Origin of the sequence: Thioalkalivibrio versutus, assembly GCF_001020955.1 — a bacterium.
Lineage (GTDB): Bacteria > Pseudomonadota > Gammaproteobacteria > Ectothiorhodospirales > Ectothiorhodospiraceae > Thioalkalivibrio > Thioalkalivibrio versutus.
In genome coordinates this window covers 2,238,881-2,262,617 of sequence record NZ_CP011367.1, presented here as the reverse complement: position 1 = coordinate 2,262,617, position 23,737 = coordinate 2,238,881, and the positions used below count along the sequence as shown (strand labels likewise).

The window sequence follows — 23,737 nt, the reverse complement described above, 5'->3', positions numbered from 1 at the left end:
GCGGCGGAATTCGCACATGGGCGCGCGTTCAGTAGCGGCTCATCCCTGCGTCCGCGGGAGGTCAGCGGTGGATGCGGTAGCCTTCTCCCCGGTCCTGTTCCAGGTCGATCCGCAGGCGCTGGTGACTCCAGCCGTCCTGCGAGCAATGCGCCTCGATCTGCACGAAACGGGCCCCCTCGGGGATGGACAGCCGGCGCAGGCTGCGTGTGAACGGCTGTTCGTCTACATGCGGGTGGTGCAGGATGCGCTCGCCGAGGACGTTGCCATCGGCGTCGAGCACGCGCCAGGCATCCGCATAGTGGTCCCAGCCGGTATCCGGGTGTTCCACGGTGACGGACACCCGCCATTGGTTCGGGCCGGCGGCGTGCAGCTGGGCCTCCAGGATATCGACCTCGTCGGCCGGGGCAGGCAGGGCCAGAAGGCCCAGAAGGGCGCCGAGGGCCAGTCTTTGCGTCAACATGGCAATACTCCTTTTGCCGGTTTGATGGGGCCGGTCCCTGCGATCCACTGACGGGACGCACAGGGGTCGGATCGAGTTCACGTGCCCTGTACCTGGTTGCGCCCGGCATTCTTGGCGGCGTACAGGGCGCGGTCGGCGCGATCGACCAGGGCCTCCGCGCTCTCGCCTGGGGTCAGCTGGGCCACGCCGAAGCTGGCGGTCAGCGTGTGTCCGGTGTCGAAGTCGGTGGCCTCAAGGGTGCGGCGCAGGTCCTCGGCCAGCTGGCTCGTGGCCATGACATCGCCCTGTGGGCACAGGATGAGGAATTCCTCGCCGCCCCAGCGGGCGGCCCGGTCGGTTTCGCGGATGCGTGCGGCGATCACGCGACCGACCTCGGTGAGCACGGCATCGCCGCGACCATGCCCCAGGGTGTCGTTAATCGGCTTGAAGTGGTCCAGATCCATCATGATCACGCCAAGCACACCCCCGTGACGTTCGGCCCGCCGGATTTCGTCGGCCAGTACCTCGCTCGCCTTCATGCGGTTGTGCAGGCCTGTCAGCGGGTCGGTGGTGGCGAGACGTTCCAGGCGTCTCTGGGCCGCCTCCAGGGAGTGTGTTCGCTCCCGGACCAGGCGTTCGAGCACATGCGCGCGCTCCTCCAGCTCCTTGACCGGGTACGGCTCGTCGGCATCGTGGACGCTGGCGGGGAAGGAGCCGTGCAGGTGTTCCAGGCGCCAGCCGTCGTCGGTCCGGTGCAGCAAGAGGCTGGCCCGCAGTCCGTTCAGTCGCACCCGTTGTCCGCGGGTGTCGAGCTGCATGTCGAATACCAGCATCACCAGGGCGACCTGATCCGTGACGAGGCGGACGTCTTCGCGGTGTATCTCGTAGTCGAAGGGTTCCGGGACCTGTTCGATGTCGCGTCCGACGACGCGCTCCACGTCCTCGGGCGTGAAGGCCGCTTCGTCGCCTCCGGTTCCGAAGCCACTGACCTGTGGTGCGTGCCACCCGAGTACGCGTGCGAGGTCGCGCTCACGCAGCCAGGCGTCGAGGTAACCGTGAACGACCTGGCGGATGGCGGCCTTGCCGTTGGAGGGCATCGAGATCAGTCGATGCCGACGGCGCGCTGCTCCTGGCGGATCCACGCGATGATGTGGGCGGTGTCCTCGCCGGATACGCCGCTCACCGGCGGCATCTCGCCAAATTCCCAGTGGTGCTGGTGCACGCCCAGGGCCACGGCACGATGGAAGGTGATATCCGGGTGGTGCGAGGGTTCGTAGATCCGGTGGATCAGCGGTGGACCCTGGTCGGTGCCGCGCGCCTCCTCCCCGTGGCACTGCATGCAGTTGGACCGGAACAGCGAGCGGCCGGCCTCGGGGTCGGCGGCGAAATCCTCCGGCGGCAGGCTGTAGTCGAGCTGCGCCGTGGAGCCCGAGGCCGCGTTCGACTCGCTGGCGGGTGCCTGCGCGGCCGCGTCGCCGGTGTCCGAATCCGGGGCCTCGGAGCAGGCGGCGAGCGTCAATAGCGCGAGACAGACAACGGGCAGGAGGCGGACGGGGGTCGGCATTGGAACTCCGGAGAAGAGGGGCTGAGTTGGCAGTCTAGCGTGGCGGGTGTGATCGCGGAAAGGCGCAAAAAACCGAATCAGCGCCTTCTTGAAAGTGTCGGTTGCGGGCGGCGCAGGGTGATTCCGACGCCTGTCGCTTGCAGCGGTGCCGGGCATTCGGCAGTCTTGCCCGCCTGTCATCTTGTTTGGAGTGTATCCATTGGAACCCTCGGGTCTTGCAGCTGGAGAAGCGCAGGGAAGCGCTCCGGCGGCGGCGCTACTGGAGATCCTGCGCGAGACCTTCGGCTATACGGAATTTCGCGGCCAGCAGCAGGCGATCGTCGAGCACGTGACCGGTGGTGGCGACGCGGTGGTGCTGATGCCCACCGGCGGCGGCAAGTCGCTCTGCTACCAGATCCCGGCGCTGGCTCGATCCGGCTGCGGCATCGTGATCTCGCCGCTGATCGCGCTGATGCAGGACCAGGTCGCCGCGCTGCGCCAGAACGGCGTGGCCGCGGCCAGCCTGGACTCCGGCCAGAAGGCGGACGAGGCGCGTTCCGTGCTGGCGGCCCTGCACGCCGGCGAACTGGATCTCCTGTACATGTCGCCAGAGCGGCTGTTTGCCTCGGGCATGCTGGAACGCCTGGAAGGCATCGACCTCGCCCTGTTCGCGATTGACGAGGCGCACTGCGTCTCGCAGTGGGGGCATGACTTCCGCCCCGAATACAGTCAACTGGCGGTGCTGGCCGAGCGCTTTCCGCAGGTGCCGCGCCTGGCCCTGACCGCGACCGCCGACGGCCCGACCCGCCAGGAGATCCGCGAACGGCTGTGCCTCGATCAGGCGCGCGCCTTCGTCAGTTCCTTCGACCGCCCCAATATCCGCTACCGCATCGCCCAGGCAGACGGCGGCCGGGGCGGCTCGGCACGTGATCGGCTGCTGCGCTTCATCCGCGAGGAACACGCCGGGGAGGCGGGCATCGTGTATTGCCTGTCACGCAAGAAGGTGGACGCCGTGGCCGAATGGCTGGCGGAGCAGGGTGTCACCGCCCTGCCGTATCACGCCGGCCTGCCGGCCGCGACCCGCGCGGCGAACCAGACCCGCTTCCTGCGCGAGGAGGGGGTGGTGATGGTTGCCACCATCGCCTTCGGCATGGGCATCGACAAGCCGAATGTGCGCTTTGTCGCCCACCTGAACCTGCCGAAGAGTCTGGAGGGCTACTATCAGGAGACCGGCCGCGCCGGCCGCGATGGCCTGCCGGCCAATGCCTGGATGGTCTTTGGGTTGCAGGATGTCGTGACCTTGCGCCAGATGCTGGAGGGGTCGCAGGCCGGGGCCGAGCGTCAGCGCGTCGAACAGCAAAAGCTGGAGGCCATGCTGGGCTTCTGCGAGATCACCAGCTGCCGCCGCCAGGCCCTGCTGGGATATTTCGACGAGCACATGCCGGAACCCTGCGGGGCCTGCGACAACTGTCTGGAGCCGCCGGCGACCTGGGATGCCAGCGTGCCGGTGCAAAAGCTCCTGTCCTGCATCTATCGAACCGGCGAGCGCTTCGGCGCCGGGCATGTGATCGACGTGCTGCGCGGCTCGGCCAGTGAGCGCCTGACCCGTCTGGGGCACGATCGTCTGAGCACCTTCGGCATTGGCAAGGAACTGGACAAGGCGCAGTGGCGCGGCGTGGTCCGGCAGTTGCTGGCGCGTGGGCTGTTGCGTCTGGATGACGAGGGCTACGGCGGACTGAAGCTGGATCCGGCCTGCCGCCCGGTTCTGCGCGGCGAGGAGGGGATTCACCTGCGCGAGGAGGCGGCCCGTCCGGAGAAGGGGACACGTAGCGCCAGCCCGGCACGGCGTGATACGGCCCGTACAGTCGCGGCGATGGACACCGAGGATCGCTCCCTCTGGGAGGCGCTGAGGGGCCTGCGTACCGAGCTGGCGCGGGATCAGGGGGTGCCGCCCTACGTGATCTTCAGCGATGCCACATTGCTGGAGATGGTGGCGGCCGCGCCGCGCACCCATGACGAGATGGCCGGGATCTCCGGGGTCGGGCAGCACAAGCTGGAACGCTACGGCGATGCCTTTATCAAGGCCATCGAGGGGCATTTCGGGCTATAGTGGTGCGAAAAACCACACCAAATGATGCGTTCGGGGAGACCGCGTGACCGATACCCGCTTCCTTGAGGATTTCTACCGCCTTCGCGACGGTCAGCTGGTCGTAACCCCGGAGCAGGGCAGCGACTTCGCCAAGACCCTCGCGGGCGACTTCAATCCGATCCACGATGCCGACAACCGGCGCTTCTGCGTCCCGGGCGATCTGCTGTTCGCCCTGGTGCTGGATACCTACGGCGCCAGTGCCAACATGCACTTCCGTTTTACCGGCATGGTGGGTGGCAACGTGCCGCTGGTGTTCCCGGACAGCCCGGGTGACGCCTTCGCCATCACCGACGAAGGCGGCAAGAGCGTGATCGAGGTGGAACGCTCCGGGCCGGTGATCGACGAGCCCAATGCGATCGAGTCGCTGATCCGCAGCTATGTCGGCTTTTCCGGGCAGAACTTCCCGCACGTGCTGGTGCCGCTGATGGAGGAACACGGCGTGATGGTCAACCCGAAGCGCCCGCTGGTGATGTACGAGCGCATGGGCTTTCGCCTGCCCGAGCCGCTGGCGGCCAGCGCCGGGGTGCCGGAGCCGCGCCTGAAGGATGCGGTGATGACGGTCAACGGCAAGCGTGGCGAGATCCGCCTGGACTACGAGCTGGTGATCGACCAGTCCGTGGTTGCCGACGGCAGCAAGCACCTGGTGCTGAGTGGGCTGCGCGCGTTCGATGCCGCCGACGTCGAGAGGCTCGTCGCCGACTACGAAAGCTGGAAGGCCGCCTATTTCAATCAGCCGGCCGGGACCCGCGCCCACGCTTGAACTTCAGGAGTCACCACGAAGCACACGAAGGCCCGAACAAAGGCCAGGTCAATCCGCCATCGACCTGGCCTTTCTTCGGTCGCTTGCTTGGTGGTGAAAACTCAGTAGGTCGTAGGATGGGATGAGCGCAGCGAATCCCATCAAGGAACTGGCAGCTCTTTGTGGGCTTCGTGGTGAAGGCTCAGTAGAACTGGCCAAGCGTCGAGCGCACCCGGACCTCGGTCTCGGGCGTCAGGTGTTCCGCGAGTTTCAGCGGGTGATCGGGCAGTAGCAGCACGACCGACGAGCCCAGGTTGAAGCGACCCATCTCCGCGCCGCGCTCCAGGGTGACGGCACGGTCCGGATACTCGCTGACGCTGATCTCGCGACCATGGGGCGGGGTGACCTCGCCGGCCCAGACGGTCTCGATGGAACCGACGTTCTGGGCGCCGATCAGGGCCATGGCCATCGGCCCCACCGGGGTGTCGAAGCAGGTCACCACGCGTTCGTTGCGGGCGTACAGCCGCGGCACGTGACGCACGATGCGCGGGGCGACCGAGAACAGTCGTCCGGGCACATGGATCATGTGGGTCAGGGTGCCGGTCAGCGGCATGTGCAGTCGGTGGTAGTGACGCGGCGACAGGTACAGGGTCACGAAGTGCCCGTGACGGAAGGCCTCCGCGAGCTCGTCCTCCCCGCCCAGCAGTTCCCGGACCGTGTAGTGATGCCCCTTGGCCTGGAAGATCTGTCCGCCCTCGATGCGCCCGGCGGCGCTGACCCGGGAATCGGCCGGGCTGACCAGGGTATTCGCGTCCCCCTCCAGTGGCCGTGCGTCCTCGCGCAGGGCGCGGGTGAACAGCGCGTTGAAGCTGGGGTAGGTGGTCAGGTCCGGTTCCGCGGCCTCGTCCATGTTCAGGCCGAAGCGGCGCACGAAGGCGCGTAGCAGCGGTTGCAGCTGCGGCGACTCGATGCGCGCCAGACGGTGCACCACGCGCGACAGGGCGTGCTGCGGCAGCAGGTGCGACAGGCGCGCCAGCCAGGGGTCGATCTTGCTCATGCGGGATCTCGTTCGGGCGTACACAGTGACATCGAGGCGGTATGATGACCGCCCCCGCACGCAACGGAAAGGCCGGGCATGGATTCAACCACCGGATTGCGCACCTTGCGCGACTTCATTCGCTTCGGCGCCAGCCAGTTTCGCGGCGCCGGGCTGACCTTCGGCCATGGCACCGACAACGCCTTTGACGAGGCGGCCTGGCTGGTGCTGCACACCCTGCACCTGCCGCTGGATCTACCCGAGTCGTGGTGGGATTCGCGCCTGAGCGAGGCCGAGCGCACGCGGGTCGTGGCGGTGTTGCGCGAGCGCATCGCCACCCGCAAGCCGGCGGCGTACCTGACCCGCGAGGCCTGGTTTGCCGGGTTGCCGTTCTATGTCGACGAGCGCGTGCTGGTGCCGCGCTCGCCCCTGGCGGAGTTGATCGCCGCGGGCTTCGAGCCGTGGCTGGATCCCGATGGGGTGACTCGGGCCCTGGATCTTTGCACCGGGGGTGGCTGCATCGGTATCGCGATGGCGCTGGCCCTGCCGCAGGCGCAGGTGGACCTGGCGGATGTCTCGCCGGATGCGCTGGCGGTGGCTCGGATCAACATCGAGCGCCACCAGATGAGCGAACAAGTCCGCGCATTGCAGTCCGACGTGTTCGATGGGCTGCAAGCCGGTGACCGCTATGACCTGATCGTGTCCAATCCGCCGTACGTGGATGCCGAGGACATGGCGGCCTTGCCGGAGGAGTACCGCCACGAGCCGGCATTGGGACTGGCTGCCGGGGGCGACGGGCTGGATATCGTGCGCCGCATCCTGGACGGGGCCCGCGAGCACCTGACCGGGGACGGCGCGCTGATCGTGGAGGTCGGCAACAGCCAGGCCGCGGTGGAGGCGGCCTTCCCGGACCTGCCAATGATCTGGCTGGAGTTCGAGGCCGGCGGGCATGGCGTGTTCCTGGTCTACGCCCGCGACTTGCCCGCCAGCGCCTGACCCACGCGGACCCGCGCCCGGACCCCGGTCCGAAAACCCGGCAGAAGGCCCTGTAAACGGCGCCGGTGGCGATGCATACTGCGAGGCTATGGAATCACGTCTGGTGGATATGCAGAGTCGGTCCGAGGAAGAGCGGGCGGAGGTCAGCCTGCGCCCGAAACGGCTCGCGGACTACACCGGTCAGCCGCGCGTGGTCGAGCAGCTGGGGCTGTTCATCGAGGCCGCCCGCGGGCGTGACGAGGCCCTGGACCATACGCTGGTCGCCGGCCCGCCCGGGCTGGGCAAGACGACCCTCGCGCATATCATTGCCAACGAACTGGGGGTGGGCCTGCGTCAGACCTCCGGCCCGGTGCTGGAGCGCGCCGGCGACCTGGCGGCGATCCTCACCGCGCTGGAGCCGCGCGATGTCCTGTTCGTTGACGAAATCCACCGCCTGCCGACGGTGGTGGAAGAGATCCTGTATCCCGCCCTGGAGGATGGCCAGCTGGATATCGTGATCGGCGAGGGTCCGGCCGCGCGTTCGATCAAGGTGGACCTGCCGCCGTTCACGCTGGTGGGGGCCACCACCCGCGCCGGGCTGCTCTCGGCCCCGTTACGTGACCGGTTCGGTATCGTCCAGCGCCTCGATCATTACACTGTCCCCGATCTCGCGCATATCGTGAATCGCGCCGCCGGCTTGCTGGGCGTGGGGGTCGAGGCCGAGGGCGCGACCGAGATCGCGCGCCGCGGGCGCGGCACGCCGCGTCTGGCCAATCGTCTGTTGCGGCGGGTGCGCGATTTCGCCCAGGTGCGGGCCGACGGCGTGGTGACGCTCGATGTGGCCGCGCAGGCGCTGGACCTGCTGGCGATCGATGCCTCGGGGCTGGATGCCCAGGACCGCCGTCTGCTGGAGGTGCTGGTGGAGAAGTTTGATGGTGGCCCGGTCGGGGTCGAGAGCCTGGCCACGGCGATGAACGAGGACCGCGGCACGCTGGAGGATGTGGTCGAACCGTTTCTGATCCAGCAAGGCTATTTGCAGCGCACCCCGCGCGGGCGCCAGGCGACCCGGCGTACGCTGGCCATGTTTGGTCTGACGCGCATGGAAGAGGGCGACTTACTGACGCCGGCGGCCGGGGATGCTCGGCCGTCATGACAACAGATTTCGCATGGCCGGTGCGGGTGTATTACGAGGACACCGACGCCGGTGGCGTGGTGTACCACGCGAATTATCTGAAATTCATGGAGCGTGCGCGCACCGAATGGCTGCGTGCGCTGGATTTCGAGCAGGACCGGCTGCGCGCCGACTACGGAATTGTGTTCGCCGTGCGGCGTCTGTCTGTGGAGATGCAGCGCCCCGCGCATTTCAACGAGGCCCTGACGGTGACCTGTCGGGTGCAGCGTCTGCGCCGCGCCAGTATCGAATTCGAGCAAGTGGTGCAGCGTGACGCGACGGTGCTGGTAACCGGCGAGGTCGGTATTGCCTGTGTGGACGTGGCCCGGCAGGCGCCGGTGGCGATCCCGGATGAAGTGACGCACGCGCTGCGTGCGGCGGAAGGAACAAAGGCATAACGGGAGATGGACAAGTGACAGTCGACTTTTCGATGTACCAGCTGATCATGGACGCGAGTCTGATCGTACAGCTGGTCATGGTGATCCTGGTGGTCGCCTCGGTGCTCTCCTGGCTGGTGATCATTATCAAGGCGCGTTCCCTGAACGCGGCCCACCGCGCCAGCGATGAATTCGAGGAGCGCTTCTGGTCGGGCGCCGACCTTTCACATCTGTACGAGGGGGTGCGGCGCAAGTCGGATATGTCCGGCATGGAGCATGTCTTCTCCTCGGGCTTCAAGGAGTTCCTGCGCGCCCGTCAGCATGCCATGCCCGCCGGCGAGCCTGCCCACCGCGCGATGCGCGTGGCCATTGCGCGCGAGACCGACGAGATGGAGCGCTACCTGCAGTTTCTGGCCACCGTGGGCTCGACCAGCCCGTACATCGGCCTGTTCGGCACGGTGTGGGGCATCATGCACGCCTTTCTGGGGCTGTCCGGGGTGCAGCAGGCGACGCTGGCGATGGTGGCCCCCGGGATTGCCGAGGCGCTGATCGCCACCGCGCTCGGCCTGTTTGCCGCCATCCCGGCGGTGATCGCCTACAACCGCTTTGCCGGGGACGTCGATCGTGTGGCGGTCCGGCTGGAGAACTTCAGCGACGAGTTCGTGGCCCTGCTGAATCGCCAGGGAGCGAGCAAGCCCGCCGAGGGTGCCGCCGGGGCGCCGGCCTGAGCCATGGCCGAATCGCGTCGCAACAGTCGCCGCCTGCGGCGGCCCATGTCGCAGATCAACGTCGTGCCGTTCATCGACGTGATGCTCGTTCTGCTGATCATCTTCATGATCACCGCGCCCATGCTGCAGCAGGGCGTGGAGGTCGACCTCCCGGAGGCCGATGCCGAGGCCATGGAAGAGGACCCGCAGGCGGCCGAGCCGCTGGTGGTCACGGTGGATGCTGGCGGCGCCATGAGCCTGAATCAGGGGCCCTATGTGAACGAGCCGCTGGCGCCGCAGGAGATGACCGAGATCGTGCGCGAGTTCCTCGCCGAGAATCCGGGTACCCAGACCTTCGTGCGCGGTGACCGCAATGTCGATTACGGCCGCGTGATCGATGCCATGGTTGCCCTGCAGCGTGCCGGAGGCGGCCGGGTCGGGCTGATCACCGAGCCGCCGCGCGACAACCAGGACTGAGCCGCCCCGCCGTGTTCGAGCTCCTGCGCCGTCATCCCTTGAGCCTGGTCCTCGTCCTGCTTCTGCATGGCGTGTTGTTCGCGGCGTTGTTGCTAAATGTCAGCCTCGTCTCGCCGACCTCCACCCGTGCCGCTGTCGAGATCGCGGTGCAGGAGGATATCGAGGTGATCGACGCGGTCGCGGTGGATGCCGAGACCTTCGATCGCATCGAACACCAGCGCGAAGTCGCCGAGCAGGAGCAGGTCGCCGAACAGCTACGCGCCGAAGAGGAACGCCGCCGCGCCGAGGAACAGGCCCGGCGCGAGGAAGAGCGCCGCCAGGCCGAGGAGCAACGCCGCCGCGAGGAACAGGAGCGCGCGCGCCAGCAGGCCCTGGAGGATGCCGAGCAGGCCCGCCGCGAGGCCGAGGAGGAGCGGCGCCAGGCGCGCGAGGAGGCCGAGGCCGAACGCGAGCGTATCCGCCAGGAGCGCGAGGCTGCGGAACAGGCCCGGCGTGAGGCCGAGGAGGCGCGCGAGCGTGAGGCGGCGGAACGGCGGGAGCGCGAGGAAGCGGAGCGTCAGGCGCAGGAAGAGGCGGAGCGCCGCGAGCGCGAGGCGGCCGAACGCCGCGAACGGGAAGAGGCCGAGCGTCGCGCCGAGCAGGAGCGCGAACTGGAAGAGCAGCGCCGCCGCGAGGCGATGGAGCGCGAGCAGGAGCGCATGGCCGAGGCGCAGGCCCGGCGCGAGGCCGCGGAACGCCAGGCACAGGCGGATCGAGAGCTGAACGAATGGCGCGCGCAGGTGCAGTCGGTGGTGCAGCGACGCTGGCGCCAGCCATCGGGGCTGGATGCCTCGGATCGTGCCATCGTTCTCGTGCGTGTCAACGAGACCGGGCGTATCATCAATTTCGACATCGAGAGCTGCTCCGGCGGGCCCGCCTTCTGCGACTCGGTCCGTCAGACCATGGATCGCCTGTCGTCGCTGCCGCGCCCGCCGGATGCGGATGCCGTGCGCGGTGGGGTGCTCATCCGCTTCGAGCCCGACTGACCGGGCCGGCGCAAGCCGGTCCACGAGGAAACACATGCAACGAATGATTCATACGATGCTGCTGGGGTTGGCGCTGCTTTGGTCGGCGCAGGCCCAGGCGGTACTGGAAGTGACGGTAACCGAGGGGGTGACGGGTGCGATCCCGGTGGCCGTGGCTCCGTTCACCTGGGACGGCGACGGGCGTCCGGGCGAGGATGTGGACCAGATCCTGGCCGCGAACCTGACCCGGAGCGGGCTGTTTGACGTCGAACGCGACGGTTTGCCCCAAGCACCCTCGGGCCCAGCCGACTTCCTTGCCCAGCCCTGGGCCGAGGCGGGTCTGGAGTATCTGGTGGTCGGCTCGATGCGCCCCGACGGCGACAACGTGATGGTCGAGTTCCACGTGTTCGACGTGCTGGCCGAGGAGCGCCTGGGCGGCTGGCGTATCCCGGTGCCGGCGGATATGCTGCGCCGCGGCGCGCATCGCGTGTCGGATATCGTCTACGAGCAGATCACCGGCGACCCGGGTGCCTTCAGTGCGCGTATCGCGTTTGTCAGCGTCGAGCGCCGCAACGACTCGCGCGAGTTTCGCCTGGAGGTCGCCGATTCCGACGGCGCCAATCCGCGCACCCTGTTCCGGTCGCGGGATCCGATCATGTCGCCGGACTGGTCGCCGGACGGTCGTGAGCTGGTCTACGTCTCCTTCGAGAATCGCCGCTCCGAGGTCTTCCGTCAGAATGTGGAGACCGGCGAGCGCAACCGGATCGCGAGTTTTACCGGCATTAACAGCGCCCCGGCCTGGTCCCCGGACGGCCGCCAGCTGGCGCTGAGCCTTTCGCGCGACGGCTCGCCGAATATCTACGTGATGGATCTGGCCTCAGGCGATCTGCGTCAACTGACGCGCTCCAGCGCGATCGAGACCGAGCCGGTCTGGTCACCCGACGGCGACACCATCTACTTCACCTCGGATCGTGCGGGCGCGCCGCAAATCTATGCCCAGCCGGCCAGCGGTGGCAATGCGCGCCGTCTTACCTTCGAGAGCGGCTACGCGGCGGCGGCCACGATTTCCCCGGATGGTCGCTCATTGGTGTACGTCCATGGGGGCGACGGCGGATTTCAGCTGGCGCGTCTCGATCTGGATGATCGCCGTGTGACGCGCCTCACGGACGGGCGCGATGCAGAGTCGCCAAGCTTTGCACCCAATGGCAGCATGATCCTGTATGCCATGACGGATGGGGGGCGAGGCGTGCTCGGCTCGGTCAGTCGCGACGGCCAGGTGCACCAGCGGTTGGCCGCCCGCGAAGGCGAGGTGCGCGAACCTGCCTGGTCGCCCCTGAACTGATGTCCCCGGACCTATTTACTATCCCTTTTTCGAGGAAACGAAAGCCATGAATAACCTGTTTCGCCTGGCCCTTGCGGCTGTCGTCATTGCGGCCCTGTCTGCCTGTGCCACACCCACGCGCGATGCCGAGGATGCCGAACGTGCTGCCGAGCGCGAGGCGGCCGCCGAACAGGCGCGTGCCGAACGCGAGGCCGCCGAGGCCCGCGGCCTGGGTCGAGATCGCGATTTCGACGCGGCGGCCCTGGACGACCCGGAAAGCCCGCTGGCCGAACGCCTGGTGTATTTCGAGTTCGACCGCGACGAGGTCAAGTCCGAATACATGCCGATGCTGGAGGCGCATGCCGCCTATCTCTCGCAGAATTCGGGTGCGCGCCTGCGTCTGGAAGGGCATACCGACGAGCGCGGCACGCGCGAGTACAACCTGGCTCTGGGCGAACGCCGGGCGCAGTCGGTGCGCCGGGTGCTGAATCTGAACGGCGCCTCGGATGACCAGCTCGAGGTCATCAGTTATGGTGAAGAGATGCCGGTGGCCTTCCAGCAGAACGAGGAGGCCTGGGCCAAGAATCGCCGGGTCGAGCTGGTCTACGAATCCCGGCGCTAAGCGACGGGAAGCCAGATGCAATCAAAGCTCGACAAGTCTTGCGGAAATGCCCCCTCGGGGGCATTTCTGTTTCGGTGCCCGGGACGTCCGGGCCTTCTTTTTGGCGTCATTCTGGCCGTAACCTTTGCCCTGGCCCCGCTGGCCCTGGTGCCGGGCACGGCCGGGGCCCAGGACGATACGGTGTTCGCCACCCAGTCGCAGATCCGCCAGCTCGAACGCCGCCTCGAGCGGGTCGAGCGGGTGCTGGATTCCAGTGCGATGAACGAACTGCTGCAGGTCTCGGAGTCGCTGAGTCGGGACCTGCGCGAACTGCGTGGCGAGGTGGAAACCCTGCGCCACGAGATGAACCGTCTCAGCACCCGCCAGCGCGATCAGTTCCGTCATCTGGATGAGCGGGTGGGCGCGTTCGAGAGCGGGGCGGTAGCCACGGATGCCGCTCCGCGGGAGGAAGTGGTCGAACTGGACCTGCCGGAAGCGGACGAGCAGGCCGCCTATCAGGCAGCGTTTGACGACCTGATGGCCGGGGATTACACCACGGCCATGCGCAAGCTCGAGCAGTTCATCGAGGACTACCCCGAGGGCAACTTCACCGCCAATGCCTGGTACTGGCTGGCCGAGGCGAAATACGCCAGCGGCGAGTTCGAGGCAGCGCTGGAGGATTTCGAACGTCTGCGAGAGGATTTCCCCGAAAGCGACAAGGGTGGGGATGCCCTGCTGAAGATCGGCTACGCCCACTACGAACTGCAGAACTTCGACGCGGCGCGCGAGGCCCTGGAGGCGGTGCGGGCCGACTACGGCGGGACCACCCTGGATCGCCTGGCCCGTGAGCGCCTGCGGCGGATCGAAGACAGCCAATGACCACGGACACGCTGCGCGATGCCCGGGGCGCCGGGGTGATCGACCCGGCCGCGGTGCGGCTGAGGATCACCGAGATGTTCGTCTCCCTGCAGGGGGAGGCGGCGCAGGTGGGCTGGCCCACCGCCTTCGTGCGCCTGACCGGTTGCCCGCTGCGCTGTCGCTGGTGTGACAGCGAATACGCCTTCGAGGGGGGCGAGGCCCTGATGCTGGCGACGATCCTCGACTGGGTCGGGCGCGCCGGGGTTCGGCATGTCTGCGTGACGGGTGGCGAGCCGCTCGCGCAGCCGGGCTGCCTGCCGCTGCTGGAGGGTCTGTGCGATGCCGGTTTCAGTGTTTCGCTGGAGACCAGCGGGGCGATGGAGATCGCGGGTGTCGATCCGCGGGTGGCCATCGTGATGGACTGGAAGGCGCCGGCCTCGCAGGAGGCCGCTCGCAATCGCCCTGAAAACATCCCCCGGCTGAAGGCCGGCGACCAGCTGAAGTTCGTGCTGGCCGGGCGCGAGGACTTTGACTGGGCGCGAGCCGAGCTGGAGCGTCTGGGGCTGGCCCCGGAGGTCGAGGTCCTGTTCTCGCCGGTGTACGACGAACTGGAACCGAGGGCCCTGGCCGACTGGATCATCGCGGAACGCCTCCCGGTTCGCTTTCAGGTGCAACTGCACAAGCTCCTCTGGGGCGACCAGCCGGGCCGTTGAGATGAGTGAGCGCGCGGAGAAGGCCGTGGTGCTGCTCTCGGGCGGGCTTGACTCGGCGACTTGCCTGGCCATGGCCCGCGCCGAGGGGCTGGACTGTTACGCCCTGTCGATCGACTACGGTCAGCGCCATCACACGGAGCTGGACGCTGCGCGGCGCGTAGCCGCCGCCCAGGGCGTGGCAGATCACCGCGTAGTGGCGGTGGATCTGAGCGCGATTGGTGGGTCCGCACTGACGGACGCCGCGATCGCCGTGCCCACGGCACCGACCGAGGGTATCCCCGTGACCTACGTGCCGGCACGCAACACGGTGTTTCTGGCGCTCGCCCTGGGGTTTGCCGAGACCCTGGACGCGCGCCTGCTGTATGTGGGGGCCAATGCGGTGGACTACTCCGGCTACCCGGATTGTCGTCCGGCCTTCATCGAGGCCTTCCGCGACCTCGCCCGGGTGGCGACCCGCAGCGGGGTGGAGGGCACGCCCTGGGAGGTGCGGGCGCCGCTGATGCACTGGTCCAAGGCCGAGATCATCCAGGCCGGGGTCCGCCTCGGGGTCGACTACAGCCAGACGGTCAGCTGCTACCAGGCCGACGCCGCCGGCCGCGCATGCGGGCGCTGCGACAGCTGCCGCATCCGCCGCGAGGGCTTCGCGGCCGCCGGTGTGCCCGACCCGACCCGGTATGTCCCCGACTGAGCCGTGGCCCCGGAATGCCTCGGGCAGGAATGAAAGCGGGCTCGATCTCGTCTAGCGTCCGATGTATGCTGCGCACCCCATGGGTGCAGGCGTGCCCTGAAATCTTTCATTGAGAGGATACGCGATGGAATTCTCCAGCTTTTCAACCGCCGCATTGGCGTTCCTCGGCGGGACGTTCATTCTCGCCTTCATCATGGGTGCGGTCGCGAACAAGACCAACTTCTGCACCATGGGTGCGGTCTCCGACTGGGTAAACATGGGTGATACTGGGCGCATGCGCTCCTGGTTGCTGGCCATTGCCGTGGCCATGCTGGGTGTGGCGGTGCTCGAATTCTTCGGTGTGTTGAGTGCCGAGGGCTCGTTCCCTCCCTACCGTGGGTCCAACTTCAACTGGCTGGGCCATGTGCTGGGCGGTTTCCTGTTCGGGATCGGCATGACCTATGCGTCGGGCTGCGGTAACAAGACGCTGGTGCGTGTCGGTGGCGGTAACCTCAAGTCCGTGATGGTCATGATCATCATCGGCGTGATTGCCTTCTGGCTGACCAGCCGCGAGACGGTGTTTGGCACGGGCCAGACCCTGTTCCAGCTGCTGTTCGGCTGGATGGACAGCGTCGCCGTCCAGATGGAAAACGGCCAGGATCTGGGTTCCATCATCGCCGGCGAGAACGCGCTGACTGCGCGCCTGGTGCTGGGTCTGGTGATCGGCGTGCTGCTGCTGGCCCTGATCTTCAAGGCCGCGGACTTCCGCAAGAGCTTTGACAACATTCTGGGCGGTCTGGTGATCGGCCTGGTCGTGATCGGTGCCTGGTGGTTGACTAGCAACATCCAGGTCGACGACGGCATGGGCGGCGTGTACAGCACCCAGGAATACATCCAGGAATGGGATTTCGTGTCCGATGCGGATGATGGCGAGCGTCCGGCGCTGTCCGCGCCTTGGGCCAATCAATCGTTTACCTTCATTAACCCGATGGGGCAGAGCGTGGGCTATGTGTCCAGCGGCTTCGACCGCACCCTGCTGTACTTCGGCGTGTTGGCTCTGGCGGGCGTTATCTTGGGTTCGTTCTTCTGGGCCCTGGTGTCGCGCAGCTTCCGTTTCGAGTGGTTCTCGTCCTTCCGCGACTTCGCCAATCACTTCGTTGGTGGCGTCCTGATGGGCGTTGGCGGCATCCTGGCGCTTGGCTGCACCATAGGTCAGGCGGTGACGGGGGTCTCCGCGCTGGCACTGGGTGGCTTCTTCACCTTCGCCTTCATCGTGTTCGGCTCTGCGCTGACCATGAAGATCCAGTACTACAAGATGGTCTACGAAGACGAGGCCAGCTTCGGCAAGGCGCTGATCACCTCGCTGGTGGACATGAAGCTGCTGCCGGGCGGCATGCGCAAGCTGGAAGCCATCTGATGGCATAGCGACGGGGGCACGTCTTGCGTTTTCCCCGTCGCGCCGTAAACTACGCGGCACTGGAGGCCCGGCGATCCCGGGCCTTCGACTTTGCAACGGCCAGGGCGATTCAGATGTTCGCTCCGGGCCGAACCGAAAAGGGTCGTTAGCTCAGTTGGTAGAGCAGTTGGCTTTTAACCAATTGGTCGTAGGTTCGAATCCTACACGACCCACCATTTTCTCCGGTCCCCGCACCGGCACAAGGGCCCGTCTATACGGGCTCTTTGTGTTTGTGGGTGGGGAACACGCTAGAATGCGCGGCTAACGCGCGAACGCAACAAGAGTTTTCTGCAAGATTGCGAAAGTGGCGGAACTGGTAGACGCGCTGGGTTTAGGTCCCAGTGGGGTAAAACCCGTGAGAGTTCGAGTCTCTCCTTTCGCACCACTGTCTGCATTCCGACCAGCCATGAAGGTTACCACTGCGATCGGCAGGGATGACCGATTACCGAACTATGACGAGGCCCTCCATGCAAGTTTCTGTTGAAGCCACCGGCAACCTGGAACGCAAGATGACCATCCAGGTCCCCTCCGAGCGGATCGATACCGAGGTCGACAATCGCCTGAAGTCCCTCGCCAAGCGGGTCAAGCTGGACGGCTTCCGCCCGGGCAAGGTCCCGCTGAAGGTCGTGCGCCAGCGCTACGGCACCGGTGTGTATCAGGAGGTTCTGAGCGAGGTCCTGCAGGAAAGCTACCGCGAGGCGGTTCAGCAGGAGGGCCTGGAGCCGGCCGGTAACCCGAGCATCGAGCCGACCAATCTGGAAGGCACCGACGCGATCGAATTCACCGCCAGCTTCCAGGTGTTCCCGGAAGTGCAGGTGGCCGACTTCTCCGGCGTCGAGATCGAGCGCCCGGTGGCCGAGGTTGGGGACGAGGACATCGATCGCGTGATCGACTCCCTGCGCGAGCAGAACAAGGAGTGGGCCGAGGTCAAACGCAAGGCGAAGAAAGGCGACCGGGTGACGCTGGACTTCGTCGGCTCGCTGAACGGCGAGGAGTTCGAGGGCGGCAAGGCCGACGACTTCCAGATCGAGCTTGGTGCGGGGCGCCTGATCGAGGACTTCGAGAAACAGCTCAAGGGCGTGAAGACCGGCGAGGAGCCGACCATCGATGTCACCTTCCCCGACGACTACCCGGCGGAGAACCTGAAGGGCCAGACCGCGCAGTTCGCGCTGACCATCAAGCAGGTCGAAGGCCCCAAGCTGCCGGAGGTCGATGAGGAATTTGCGAAGAAATTCGGCATCGAGGACGGCTCGGTCGAGAAACTTCGCGCCGATGTGCGGTCCAATATGGAGCGGGAACTGCGTCAGGCCCTGAAGGGTCGGGTCAAGCAACAGGTGCTGGAGGCCGTGGTCGACAAGCACGACTTCGATCTTCCGGAGGCCCTGGTGAAGTCGGAGGTCAACCGCCTGCGCGAAGAGGCCGAGAAGCGTTTCGGCGGCGCGCAGCAGACCCAGCCGCTGCCGGACAGCCTGTTCGAGGAAGAAGCCAAGCGTCGCGTGCGCCTGGGCCTGGCGCTGCGGGCCATTATCGAACAGAAGGGGTTCGAGGTGGACGCCGAGCGGGTCGAGCGCGATCTCGAGGAGATGGCCGCAACCTACGAGGATCCGGAAGAGGTGAAGCAGTACTACCGCTCCAATCCCCAGGCGAAGAGCAACCTGGAGTCACTGGTGCTGGAAGATCAGGTCGTTGACTGGGTGCTCGAGCAGGGCAAGGTCACCGAGAAGGAAACCAGCTTCCAGGACGTGATGAATCCGAACAAGGAGTCGACTGAATGAGCCACGATATGGCCGACCAGGGCGCACAACACGCCCAGGGGCTGAACCTGGTACCGATGGTGGTCGAGCAGACCGCCCGCGGCGAGCGCGCCTACGACATCTACTCCCGCCTGCTGAAGGATCGAGTGATCTTCTGCGTGGGGCCGGTCGAGGACTACATGGCCAATGTGATCGTGGCCCAGCTGCTGTTTCTCGAGTCGGAAAATCCGGACAAGGAAATCAGCCTGTACATCAATTCCCCGGGCGGTGCGGTCACCGCTGGCATGGCGATCTACGACACCATGCAGTTCATCAAGCCCGAGGTCAGCACGCTGTGCGTCGGCCAGGCGGCGAGCATGGGCGCGGTGCTGCTGGCGGGCGGTGCTGCTGGCAAGCGGCACACCCTGCCGCATTCACGGGTGATGATCCATCAGCCGCTGGGCGGATTCTCGGGCCAGGCCTCGGATATCGACATCCACGCCCGCGAGATCCTGAAGATCCGTGATGAACTGAACAATGTGCTGGCCCACCACACCGGCCAGCCGGTGGAGAAGATCGCGGAGGACACCGATCGCGACCGTTTCCTGACCGCGACCGAGGCGAAGGAATACGGCCTGGTCGACCACGTGCTGACCCACCGCGACTCCGCGAGCTGAGTCCGCGTGCTTCGCAACTGCGCCCCGGAGCACCGCTGCGGGGCGCAGCTTCAATACCGGACTTCCGCTTGGCTCGTTTGCAACTGCCAGGCAAACGGGGCATGTTCTGAAGAACACTGAAATCGCAACCGAGGCAAACGGATGAGCGACGAAACCACCCCCCCCGCCGACGGCAAGCTCCTGTACTGTTCTTTCTGCGGAAAGAGCCAGCACGAGGTGCGCAAGCTGATCGCCGGGCCATCCGTATTCATCTGCGACGAGTGCGTCGAACTGTGCAACGACATCATCCGCGAGGAGATGCAGGAAGCGGGGCACGCCGAGCGTGATTCCCTGCCGACCCCGCACGAGATCCGCGCGATCCTCGACGACTACGTGATCGGCCAGAACTCCGCGAAGAAGATCCTTTCGGTCGCGGTGTACAACCACTACAAGCGCTTGCAGGCCCGGGCCGGCAAGGACGATGTCGAGCTGTCCAAGTCGAACATCATGCTGATCGGCCCCACCGGGTCCGGCAAGACGCTGCTGGCCGAGACCCTGGCGCGGGTGCTGAATGTCCCGTTCACCATCGCCGATGCCACCACGCTGACCGAGGCTGGCTACGTGGGCGAGGATGTCGAGAACATCATCCAGAAGCTGTTGCAGAAGTGCGACTACGACGTCGAGAAGGCCGAGAACGGCATTGTCTACATCGACGAGATCGATAAGGTCTCGCGCAAGTCGGACAACCCGTCCATCACCCGTGACGTCTCGGGCGAGGGCGTGCAGCAGGCCCTGCTGAAGCTGATCGAGGGCACCACCGCTTCGGTGCCGCCGCAGGGCGGGCGCAAGCACCCGCAGCAGGAATTCCTGCAGGTCGATACCAGCAATATCCTGTTCATTTGTGGCGGTGCCTTCTCCGGGCTGGAGAAGGTGATCCAGCAGCGCGCCGAGAAGGGCGGGATCGGCTTTGGCGCCGAGTTGCGCACCACCGAGGCGGCCAAGTCCGGTGGCCAGTGGTTGAAGCAGCTGGAGGCCGATGACTTGGTGCGTTATGGCCTGATCCCCGAGTTCGTTGGCCGCCTGCCGGTGCAGGCGACGCTGGACGAGCTCGACGAGGACGCACTGATCACGATCCTGACCCAGCCGAAGAACGCCCTGATCAAGCAGTACGCACGCCTGTTCGAGATGGAGGGCGTGGAGCTCGAGTTCCGCGACGATGCCCTGTCCGCGATCGCCCACAAGGCGATGGCCCGCAAGACCGGTGCGCGCGGTCTGCGCACCATCATGGAGAACATCCTGCTCGACACCATGTACGAGCTGCCTTCCATGGAGGGGGTCAGCAAGGTGGTGATCGACGAGGCGGTGATCCGTGGCGATGCCGAGCCGTACCTGGTCTACGAGAACGACTCGTTCGCGAAGAAGCAGGCTGCCGCGGATTCCTGAGCGGAAGTGTTGCGGCGCCCTTGAAACGGGCGCCGCCGCCCCCACTTCCTCCTGTACATTCGTCCAGCCCTTAGGGGGCAACATGACCGATACCCACTCCTCCCAGAACGAGGTGGACTCCCCCGTCAAGCGCGTCGCGGTCCTGCCGCTGCGCGATGTCGTGGTCTATCCCCACATGGTCATCCCGCTGTTCGTGGGTCGCGAGAAGTCGATCCGGGCGCTGGATTCGGCCATGGCCGAGAACAAGCAGGTGCTGCTGGTCGCGCAGAAGAGCGCGGAGGTCGACGAGCCGGAGGCCGGCGATCTGCACCAGATCGGCACCTTGGGCAATATCCTGCAGCTGCTGCGCCTGCCCGACGGCACCATCAAGGTGCTGGTGGAGGGTGCTCAGCGCGCCCATGTGATGGATATCTCCACTACCGGCAATGTCGAGAAGGAAGAAGACTACTTCGTCTCCGACATCCGGTTGATTGACGAGGAATACGACACCGAGGACAAGGAGCTGGAGATCCTCGGCCGCTCCGCGCTGAATCAGTTCGAGCAGTACATCAAGCTGAACAAGAAGGTCCCGCCGGAGATCCTGACCTCGCTGGCCGGGATCGACGACACCTCGCGCCTGGCCGACACCATTGCCGCGCACATGTCGCTGAAGCTGGAGGAAAAGCAGGAAGTCCTCGAGATCGCCAATGTGCGCGCGCGCCTGGAGCACCTGGTCGCCAAGATCGAGGGCGAGATGGATGTGCTGCAGATCGAGAAGAAGATCCGTGGCCGCGTGAAGCAGCAGATGGAGAAGTCCCAGCGCGAGTACTACCTGAATGAGCAGATGAAGGCCATTCAGAAGGAACTGGGGGATCTCGAGGACGCGCCGAACGAGCAGGAAGACCTGGCCGACAAGATCGAGAAGGCGGGGATGCCGGAGGAGGCCAAGAAGAAGGCCACCGCCGAGCTGAACAAGCTGAAGATGATGTCCCCGATGTCGGCCGAGGCCACCGTCGTGCGCAGCTACATCGACTGGCTGGTCAACGTCCCGTGGAAGAAAAAGACCCGGGTCAGCAAGGACCTGACGCGCGCCGAGAAGATCCTCAACGAGGACCACTACGGCCTGGAAGAGGTCAAGGAACGCATCCTCGAGTATCTCGCGGTGCAGTCCCGCGTGCGCAAGCTGAAGGGCCCGATCCTGTGCCTGGTCGGCCCGCCCGGGGTTGGCAAGACCTCGCTGGGGCAGTCCATCGCGCGTGCGACCAATCGCAAGTTCATGCGCATGGCGCTGGGCGGCGTGCGCGACGAGGCCGAGATCCGCGGCCATCGCCGGACCTACATCGGCTCGCTGCCGGGCAAGATCATCCAGAACCTGGCCAAGGTCGGTGTGCGCAACCCGCTGTTCCTGCTGGACGAAATCGACAAGATGGCGATGGACTTCCGGGGTGACCCGGCCTCGGCGATGCTCGAGGTGCTGGATCCGGAACAGAACCACACGTTTAGCGACCACTACCTGGAGGTCGATTTCGACCTGTCGGACGTGATGTTCGTGGCCACGGCCAACAGCATGCACATCCCCGGGCCGTTGCTGGACCGCATGGAGGTCATCCGCCTGTCCGGCTACACCGAGGACGAGAAGGTCCACATCGCGCACAACTATCTGCTGACCAAGCAGATCAAGGCCAACGGCCTGAAGCCGGCCGAGATCCAGATCTCCGATTCGGCGGTGCGCGACATGGTGCGCTACTACACCCGCGAGGCCGGCGTGCGCTCGCTGGAGCGCGAGATTGCCAAGGTCTGCCGCAAGGTGGCCAAGCAGCGTCTGCTGGCCAGCGAGAAGGAGCGGGCACGCACCACCTCGGTCACACCCAAGACGCTGGAGAAATATCTCGGCGTGCGTCGCTTCCGCTTCGGCCTGGCCGAGGAAAACGACCAGGTCGGTCAGGTCACGGGCCTCGCCTGGACCGAGGTCGGCGGCGAGCTGCTGACCATCGAGGCCAGCGTGGTCCCGGGCAAGGGCAAGACCCAGCAGACCGGCAAGCTCGGCGACGTGATGCAGGAGTCCATCCACGCCGCCCTGACCGTGGTTCGCTCGCGCGCGGAGGCCCTGGGCCTGGAGGAGAACTTCCACGAGAAGAAGGACCTGCACATCCACGTGCCGGAGGGCGCGACGCCGAAGGATGGCCCGTCCGCGGGCATCGGCATGTGCACCGCGATCGTCTCGGCACTGACCGGTATCCCGGTGCGGGCGGATGTCGCGATGACCGGCGAGATTACGCTGCGTGGTCAGGTTCTGCCGATCGGGGGCCTGAAGGAGAAGTTGCTGGCCGCCCACCGCGGAGGGATTCGCACCGTCCTGATCCCGGAAGAGAACGAGAAGGACCTGGTCGACATCCCGAAGAACATCAAGCAGAAGCTGGATATTCGTCCGGTGCGCTGGATCGACGAGGTCCTCGAGCTCGCGCTGACCCACATGCCGGAAGGCAAGGCCGGGGAAACGCCAGAGAAGGTCGAGGAAGTCGTCAAACCGGCCAAGGAATCCGGTCGACGTCGGGTCCGGCATCACTAAGCATCTGTAATTGGAGCGAAACCGCGGGCGCTGGATTCATCGGCGCCCGCGGTTTTTTGTGTGCGGGTTCACGCCCGGCCGAGCGCCCCGCCGGACGGGCGTTTGACACTTTTTCGGGGGGCTTGCTATAACCCCATGCGCATCATCTGATTTCGTGCCGAGGGCAGTCGCGGGACCATGGAGAAAAGGTCCCCGGCTGGTGTAAGCTAGGCCCCGTCCGGCAGAAAGCCTGAGTCACCACTGAGATAAGGAAGCGCTTCATGAATAAATCCGAATTGATCGACGCGATCGCGGCGGAAGCCGATGTTCCCAAGGCCCAGGCCGGCAAGATCGTGGATGCCATGGTGAGTGTGGTCGGCGATACCCTCGCCAAGGGTGACCAGGTCTCCCTCGTGGGCTTTGGTACCTTCCTGGTGCGCGAGCGTGAAGCCCGCACCGGCCGTAACCCGCGTACCGGTCAGAGCATCCAGATTGCCGCCTCGAAAACGCCTTCGTTCAAGGCTGGTAAAGCGCTCAAGGATCGAGTAAACTAGCGCGCTTTATCGGGTGCTTAGCTCAGTTGGTAGAGCGTCGCCTTTACACGGCGAATGTCGGCGGTTCGAACCCGTCAGCACCCACCAAGTGCAACCCTGACCCTGGTTGCGCTGCACGAATACGGAGCGGTAGTTCAGCTGGTTAGAATACCGGCCTGTCACGCCGGGGGTCGCGGGTTCGAGTCCCGTCCGCTCCGCCATCTTTGAGAAAGGCGCCCTTGTGGCGCCTTTTTCTTTGTTGACTACCACGAAGCGCTCGAAGCCACACCTTTGGGCCAGACCTGGGTCCATAGCAGTCGACCGCAATGTGGGAAGGGCAGAACTAAGCCCGAGACGCATTTTCGGGAGTCCGGGGGCGGGCACTGTCATCGCGCGAGCGCATCGAATGCGAGTCCGATTCTTCAGGCCGACGGCGCAGAGGTGCGCCCCCAGTGTTCGGCGCCGGTAAGAGAGTGGGCCAGGCTTCATGCGAGGAGACCGCTCCAGGGGCTCAGGTTTTCGCCGCGCCCCCTTCCAGTCGTCTCTTCTGCCTGTAGATGATCTTGGTCGGGGCCTTCTTCTTGTCAGCGCGCGCTGCGTGGCAGACACCGC

General features: G+C 65.9%; 23 protein-coding genes and 4 tRNA genes. 23 read left to right on the top strand and 4 right to left on the bottom strand.

All coding sequences use genetic code 11. The features are described from left to right. Positions 1-61: 61 nt before the first annotated feature. The 3 genes from TVD_RS10450 to TVD_RS10440 form a co-directional block, all read right to left on the bottom strand. Positions 62-460, bottom strand: coding sequence for a hypothetical protein (locus tag TVD_RS10450; RefSeq protein WP_047251564.1), 399 nt, complete (start codon positions 458-460; stop codon positions 62-64). Positions 461-537: 77 nt separating this feature from the next. Next, the gene (locus tag TVD_RS10445) at positions 538-1,536 is read right to left on the bottom strand and encodes an SgcJ/EcaC family oxidoreductase (RefSeq protein ID WP_047251563.1); all 999 of its coding nucleotides are present in this window, start codon (positions 1,534-1,536) and stop codon (positions 538-540) included. 5 nt (positions 1,537-1,541) lie between these two features. After that, the gene (locus TVD_RS10440) at positions 1,542-2,003 is read right to left on the bottom strand and encodes a c-type cytochrome (protein WP_019563441.1); all 462 of its coding nucleotides are present in this window, start codon (positions 2,001-2,003) and stop codon (positions 1,542-1,544) included. Between the two features lie 199 nt (positions 2,004-2,202). On the opposite strand from TVD_RS10440, the gene recQ reads away from it, so the two are divergent. After that, the gene (gene recQ / locus TVD_RS10435; RefSeq protein WP_018938872.1) at positions 2,203-4,092 is read left to right on the top strand and encodes a DNA helicase RecQ; all 1,890 of its coding nucleotides are present in this window, start codon (positions 2,203-2,205) and stop codon (positions 4,090-4,092) included. A gap of 43 nt (positions 4,093-4,135) precedes the next feature. Beyond that, a complete protein-coding gene (locus tag TVD_RS10430) occupies positions 4,136-4,891 on the top strand; it encodes a DUF3581 family protein (protein ID WP_018938873.1) in 756 nt (251 codons plus the stop codon). Positions 4,892-5,072: 181 nt separating this feature from the next. Here TVD_RS10430 and asd read toward each other — a convergent pair whose 3' ends face one another. Further along, positions 5,073-5,927, bottom strand: coding sequence for an archaetidylserine decarboxylase (gene asd / locus TVD_RS10425; protein WP_018938874.1), 855 nt, complete (start codon positions 5,925-5,927; stop codon positions 5,073-5,075). A gap of 78 nt (positions 5,928-6,005) precedes the next feature. Between asd and prmB the strand changes: the two genes are divergently transcribed. The 21 genes from prmB (at position 6,006) to TVD_RS10320 (ending at position 23,346) form a co-directional block, all read left to right on the top strand. After that, positions 6,006-6,902 (top strand): 50S ribosomal protein L3 N(5)-glutamine methyltransferase, encoded by an 897-nt coding sequence (prmB, locus tag TVD_RS10420; protein ID WP_019563437.1) that lies wholly within the window; start codon positions 6,006-6,008, stop codon positions 6,900-6,902. Positions 6,903-6,990: 88 nt separating this feature from the next. After that, entirely contained in the window at positions 6,991-8,034 is a 1,044-nt protein-coding gene (gene ruvB, locus TVD_RS10415) for a Holliday junction branch migration DNA helicase RuvB (RefSeq protein WP_047251562.1), read from the top strand. Continuing rightward, positions 8,031-8,450 (top strand): tol-pal system-associated acyl-CoA thioesterase, encoded by a 420-nt coding sequence (gene ybgC / locus TVD_RS10410; protein ID WP_047251561.1) that lies wholly within the window; start codon positions 8,031-8,033, stop codon positions 8,448-8,450. Before ruvB ends, ybgC begins: the two co-directional genes overlap by 4 nt. Before the next feature lie 32 nt (positions 8,451-8,482). Next, on the top strand, positions 8,483-9,157 hold the full coding sequence (tolQ, locus tag TVD_RS10405; RefSeq protein ID WP_047251560.1) for a protein TolQ: 675 nt from the start codon (positions 8,483-8,485) through the stop codon (positions 9,155-9,157). Positions 9,158-9,160: 3 nt separating this feature from the next. Beyond that, complete coding sequence (gene tolR, locus TVD_RS10400) at positions 9,161-9,613, top strand: protein TolR (RefSeq protein ID WP_018143960.1); 453 nt, start codon at positions 9,161-9,163, stop codon at positions 9,611-9,613. An 11-nt stretch (positions 9,614-9,624) separates the two neighbouring features. Beyond that, the gene (gene tolA, locus TVD_RS10395) at positions 9,625-10,638 is read left to right on the top strand and encodes a cell envelope integrity protein TolA (RefSeq protein ID WP_018176068.1); all 1,014 of its coding nucleotides are present in this window, start codon (positions 9,625-9,627) and stop codon (positions 10,636-10,638) included. 34 nt (positions 10,639-10,672) lie between these two features. Next, on the top strand, positions 10,673-11,959 hold the full coding sequence (gene tolB, locus TVD_RS10390) for a Tol-Pal system beta propeller repeat protein TolB (RefSeq protein WP_019628555.1): 1,287 nt from the start codon (positions 10,673-10,675) through the stop codon (positions 11,957-11,959). Positions 11,960-12,005: 46 nt separating this feature from the next. After that, positions 12,006-12,560, top strand: a complete 555-nt coding sequence (gene pal, locus TVD_RS10385) for a peptidoglycan-associated lipoprotein Pal (RefSeq protein ID WP_018168451.1) — start codon at positions 12,006-12,008, stop codon at positions 12,558-12,560. A 15-nt stretch (positions 12,561-12,575) separates the two neighbouring features. Continuing rightward, positions 12,576-13,418, top strand: a complete 843-nt coding sequence (gene ybgF, locus TVD_RS10380; RefSeq protein WP_205622075.1) for a tol-pal system protein YbgF — start codon at positions 12,576-12,578, stop codon at positions 13,416-13,418. Further along, on the top strand, positions 13,415-14,110 hold the full coding sequence (queE, locus tag TVD_RS10375; protein ID WP_047251559.1) for a 7-carboxy-7-deazaguanine synthase QueE: 696 nt from the start codon (positions 13,415-13,417) through the stop codon (positions 14,108-14,110). Before ybgF ends, queE begins: the two co-directional genes overlap by 4 nt. Before the next feature lies 1 nt (position 14,111). Beyond that, complete coding sequence (gene queC / locus TVD_RS10370; protein WP_047251558.1) at positions 14,112-14,798, top strand: 7-cyano-7-deazaguanine synthase QueC; 687 nt, start codon at positions 14,112-14,114, stop codon at positions 14,796-14,798. Positions 14,799-14,922: 124 nt separating this feature from the next. Then, positions 14,923-16,194, top strand: coding sequence for a YeeE/YedE family protein (locus TVD_RS10365; RefSeq protein WP_019568034.1), 1,272 nt, complete (start codon positions 14,923-14,925; stop codon positions 16,192-16,194). A gap of 139 nt (positions 16,195-16,333) precedes the next feature. Continuing rightward, positions 16,334-16,409 (top strand) — tRNA-Lys (locus tag TVD_RS10360). A gap of 122 nt (positions 16,410-16,531) precedes the next feature. Beyond that, a tRNA-Leu gene (locus tag TVD_RS10355) sits at positions 16,532-16,618 on the top strand. Positions 16,619-16,700: 82 nt separating this feature from the next. Then, positions 16,701-18,008, top strand: coding sequence for a trigger factor (gene tig / locus TVD_RS10350; RefSeq protein ID WP_018951111.1), 1,308 nt, complete (start codon positions 16,701-16,703; stop codon positions 18,006-18,008). After that, a complete protein-coding gene (gene clpP, locus TVD_RS10345; protein WP_018938883.1) occupies positions 18,005-18,643 on the top strand; it encodes an ATP-dependent Clp endopeptidase proteolytic subunit ClpP in 639 nt (212 codons plus the stop codon). Before tig ends, clpP begins: the two co-directional genes overlap by 4 nt. 141 nt (positions 18,644-18,784) lie before the next feature. After that, a complete protein-coding gene (gene clpX, locus TVD_RS10340) occupies positions 18,785-20,065 on the top strand; it encodes an ATP-dependent Clp protease ATP-binding subunit ClpX (protein WP_018143950.1) in 1,281 nt (426 codons plus the stop codon). Positions 20,066-20,147: 82 nt separating this feature from the next. Further along, positions 20,148-22,613: an endopeptidase La gene (lon, locus tag TVD_RS10335; RefSeq protein ID WP_018143949.1), complete on the top strand. Its 2,466-nt coding sequence runs from the start codon at positions 20,148-20,150 to the stop codon at positions 22,611-22,613. A gap of 260 nt (positions 22,614-22,873) precedes the next feature. Then, positions 22,874-23,146, top strand: coding sequence for an HU family DNA-binding protein (locus TVD_RS10330; protein WP_018938885.1), 273 nt, complete (start codon positions 22,874-22,876; stop codon positions 23,144-23,146). A gap of 11 nt (positions 23,147-23,157) precedes the next feature. Beyond that, positions 23,158-23,233: transfer RNA gene (locus tag TVD_RS10325), tRNA-Val, on the top strand. Between the two features lie 36 nt (positions 23,234-23,269). Further along, positions 23,270-23,346, top strand: a tRNA-Asp gene (locus TVD_RS10320). Positions 23,347-23,737 lie beyond the last annotated feature (391 nt).

Coding starts and splice junctions, on each gene's coding strand:
- TVD_RS10450 (WP_047251564.1), bottom strand. CDS start 460: ATGTTGACGCAAAGACTGGCCCTCGGCGCCCTTCTGGGCCTTCTGGCC.
- TVD_RS10445 (WP_047251563.1), bottom strand. CDS start 1,536: ATGCCCTCCAACGGCAAGGCCGCCATCCGCCAGGTCGTTCACGGTTAC.
- TVD_RS10440 (WP_019563441.1), bottom strand. CDS start 2,003: ATGCCGACCCCCGTCCGCCTCCTGCCCGTTGTCTGTCTCGCGCTATTG.
- asd (WP_018938874.1), bottom strand. CDS start 5,927: ATGAGCAAGATCGACCCCTGGCTGGCGCGCCTGTCGCACCTGCTGCCG.
- prmB (WP_019563437.1), top strand. CDS start 6,006: ATGGATTCAACCACCGGATTGCGCACCTTGCGCGACTTCATTCGCTTC.
- ruvB (WP_047251562.1), top strand. CDS start 6,991: ATGGAATCACGTCTGGTGGATATGCAGAGTCGGTCCGAGGAAGAGCGG.
- ybgC (WP_047251561.1), top strand. CDS start 8,031: ATGACAACAGATTTCGCATGGCCGGTGCGGGTGTATTACGAGGACACC.
- tolQ (WP_047251560.1), top strand. CDS start 8,483: ATGTACCAGCTGATCATGGACGCGAGTCTGATCGTACAGCTGGTCATG.
- tolR (WP_018143960.1), top strand. CDS start 9,161: ATGGCCGAATCGCGTCGCAACAGTCGCCGCCTGCGGCGGCCCATGTCG.
- tolB (WP_019628555.1), top strand. CDS start 10,673: ATGCAACGAATGATTCATACGATGCTGCTGGGGTTGGCGCTGCTTTGG.
- pal (WP_018168451.1), top strand. CDS start 12,006: ATGAATAACCTGTTTCGCCTGGCCCTTGCGGCTGTCGTCATTGCGGCC.
- ybgF (WP_205622075.1), top strand. CDS start 12,576: ATGCAATCAAAGCTCGACAAGTCTTGCGGAAATGCCCCCTCGGGGGCA.
- queE (WP_047251559.1), top strand. CDS start 13,415: ATGACCACGGACACGCTGCGCGATGCCCGGGGCGCCGGGGTGATCGAC.
- queC (WP_047251558.1), top strand. CDS start 14,112: ATGAGTGAGCGCGCGGAGAAGGCCGTGGTGCTGCTCTCGGGCGGGCTT.
- TVD_RS10365 (WP_019568034.1), top strand. CDS start 14,923: ATGGAATTCTCCAGCTTTTCAACCGCCGCATTGGCGTTCCTCGGCGGG.
- tig (WP_018951111.1), top strand. CDS start 16,701: ATGCAAGTTTCTGTTGAAGCCACCGGCAACCTGGAACGCAAGATGACC.
- clpP (WP_018938883.1), top strand. CDS start 18,005: ATGAGCCACGATATGGCCGACCAGGGCGCACAACACGCCCAGGGGCTG.
- clpX (WP_018143950.1), top strand. CDS start 18,785: ATGAGCGACGAAACCACCCCCCCCGCCGACGGCAAGCTCCTGTACTGT.
- lon (WP_018143949.1), top strand. CDS start 20,148: ATGACCGATACCCACTCCTCCCAGAACGAGGTGGACTCCCCCGTCAAG.
- TVD_RS10330 (WP_018938885.1), top strand. CDS start 22,874: ATGAATAAATCCGAATTGATCGACGCGATCGCGGCGGAAGCCGATGTT.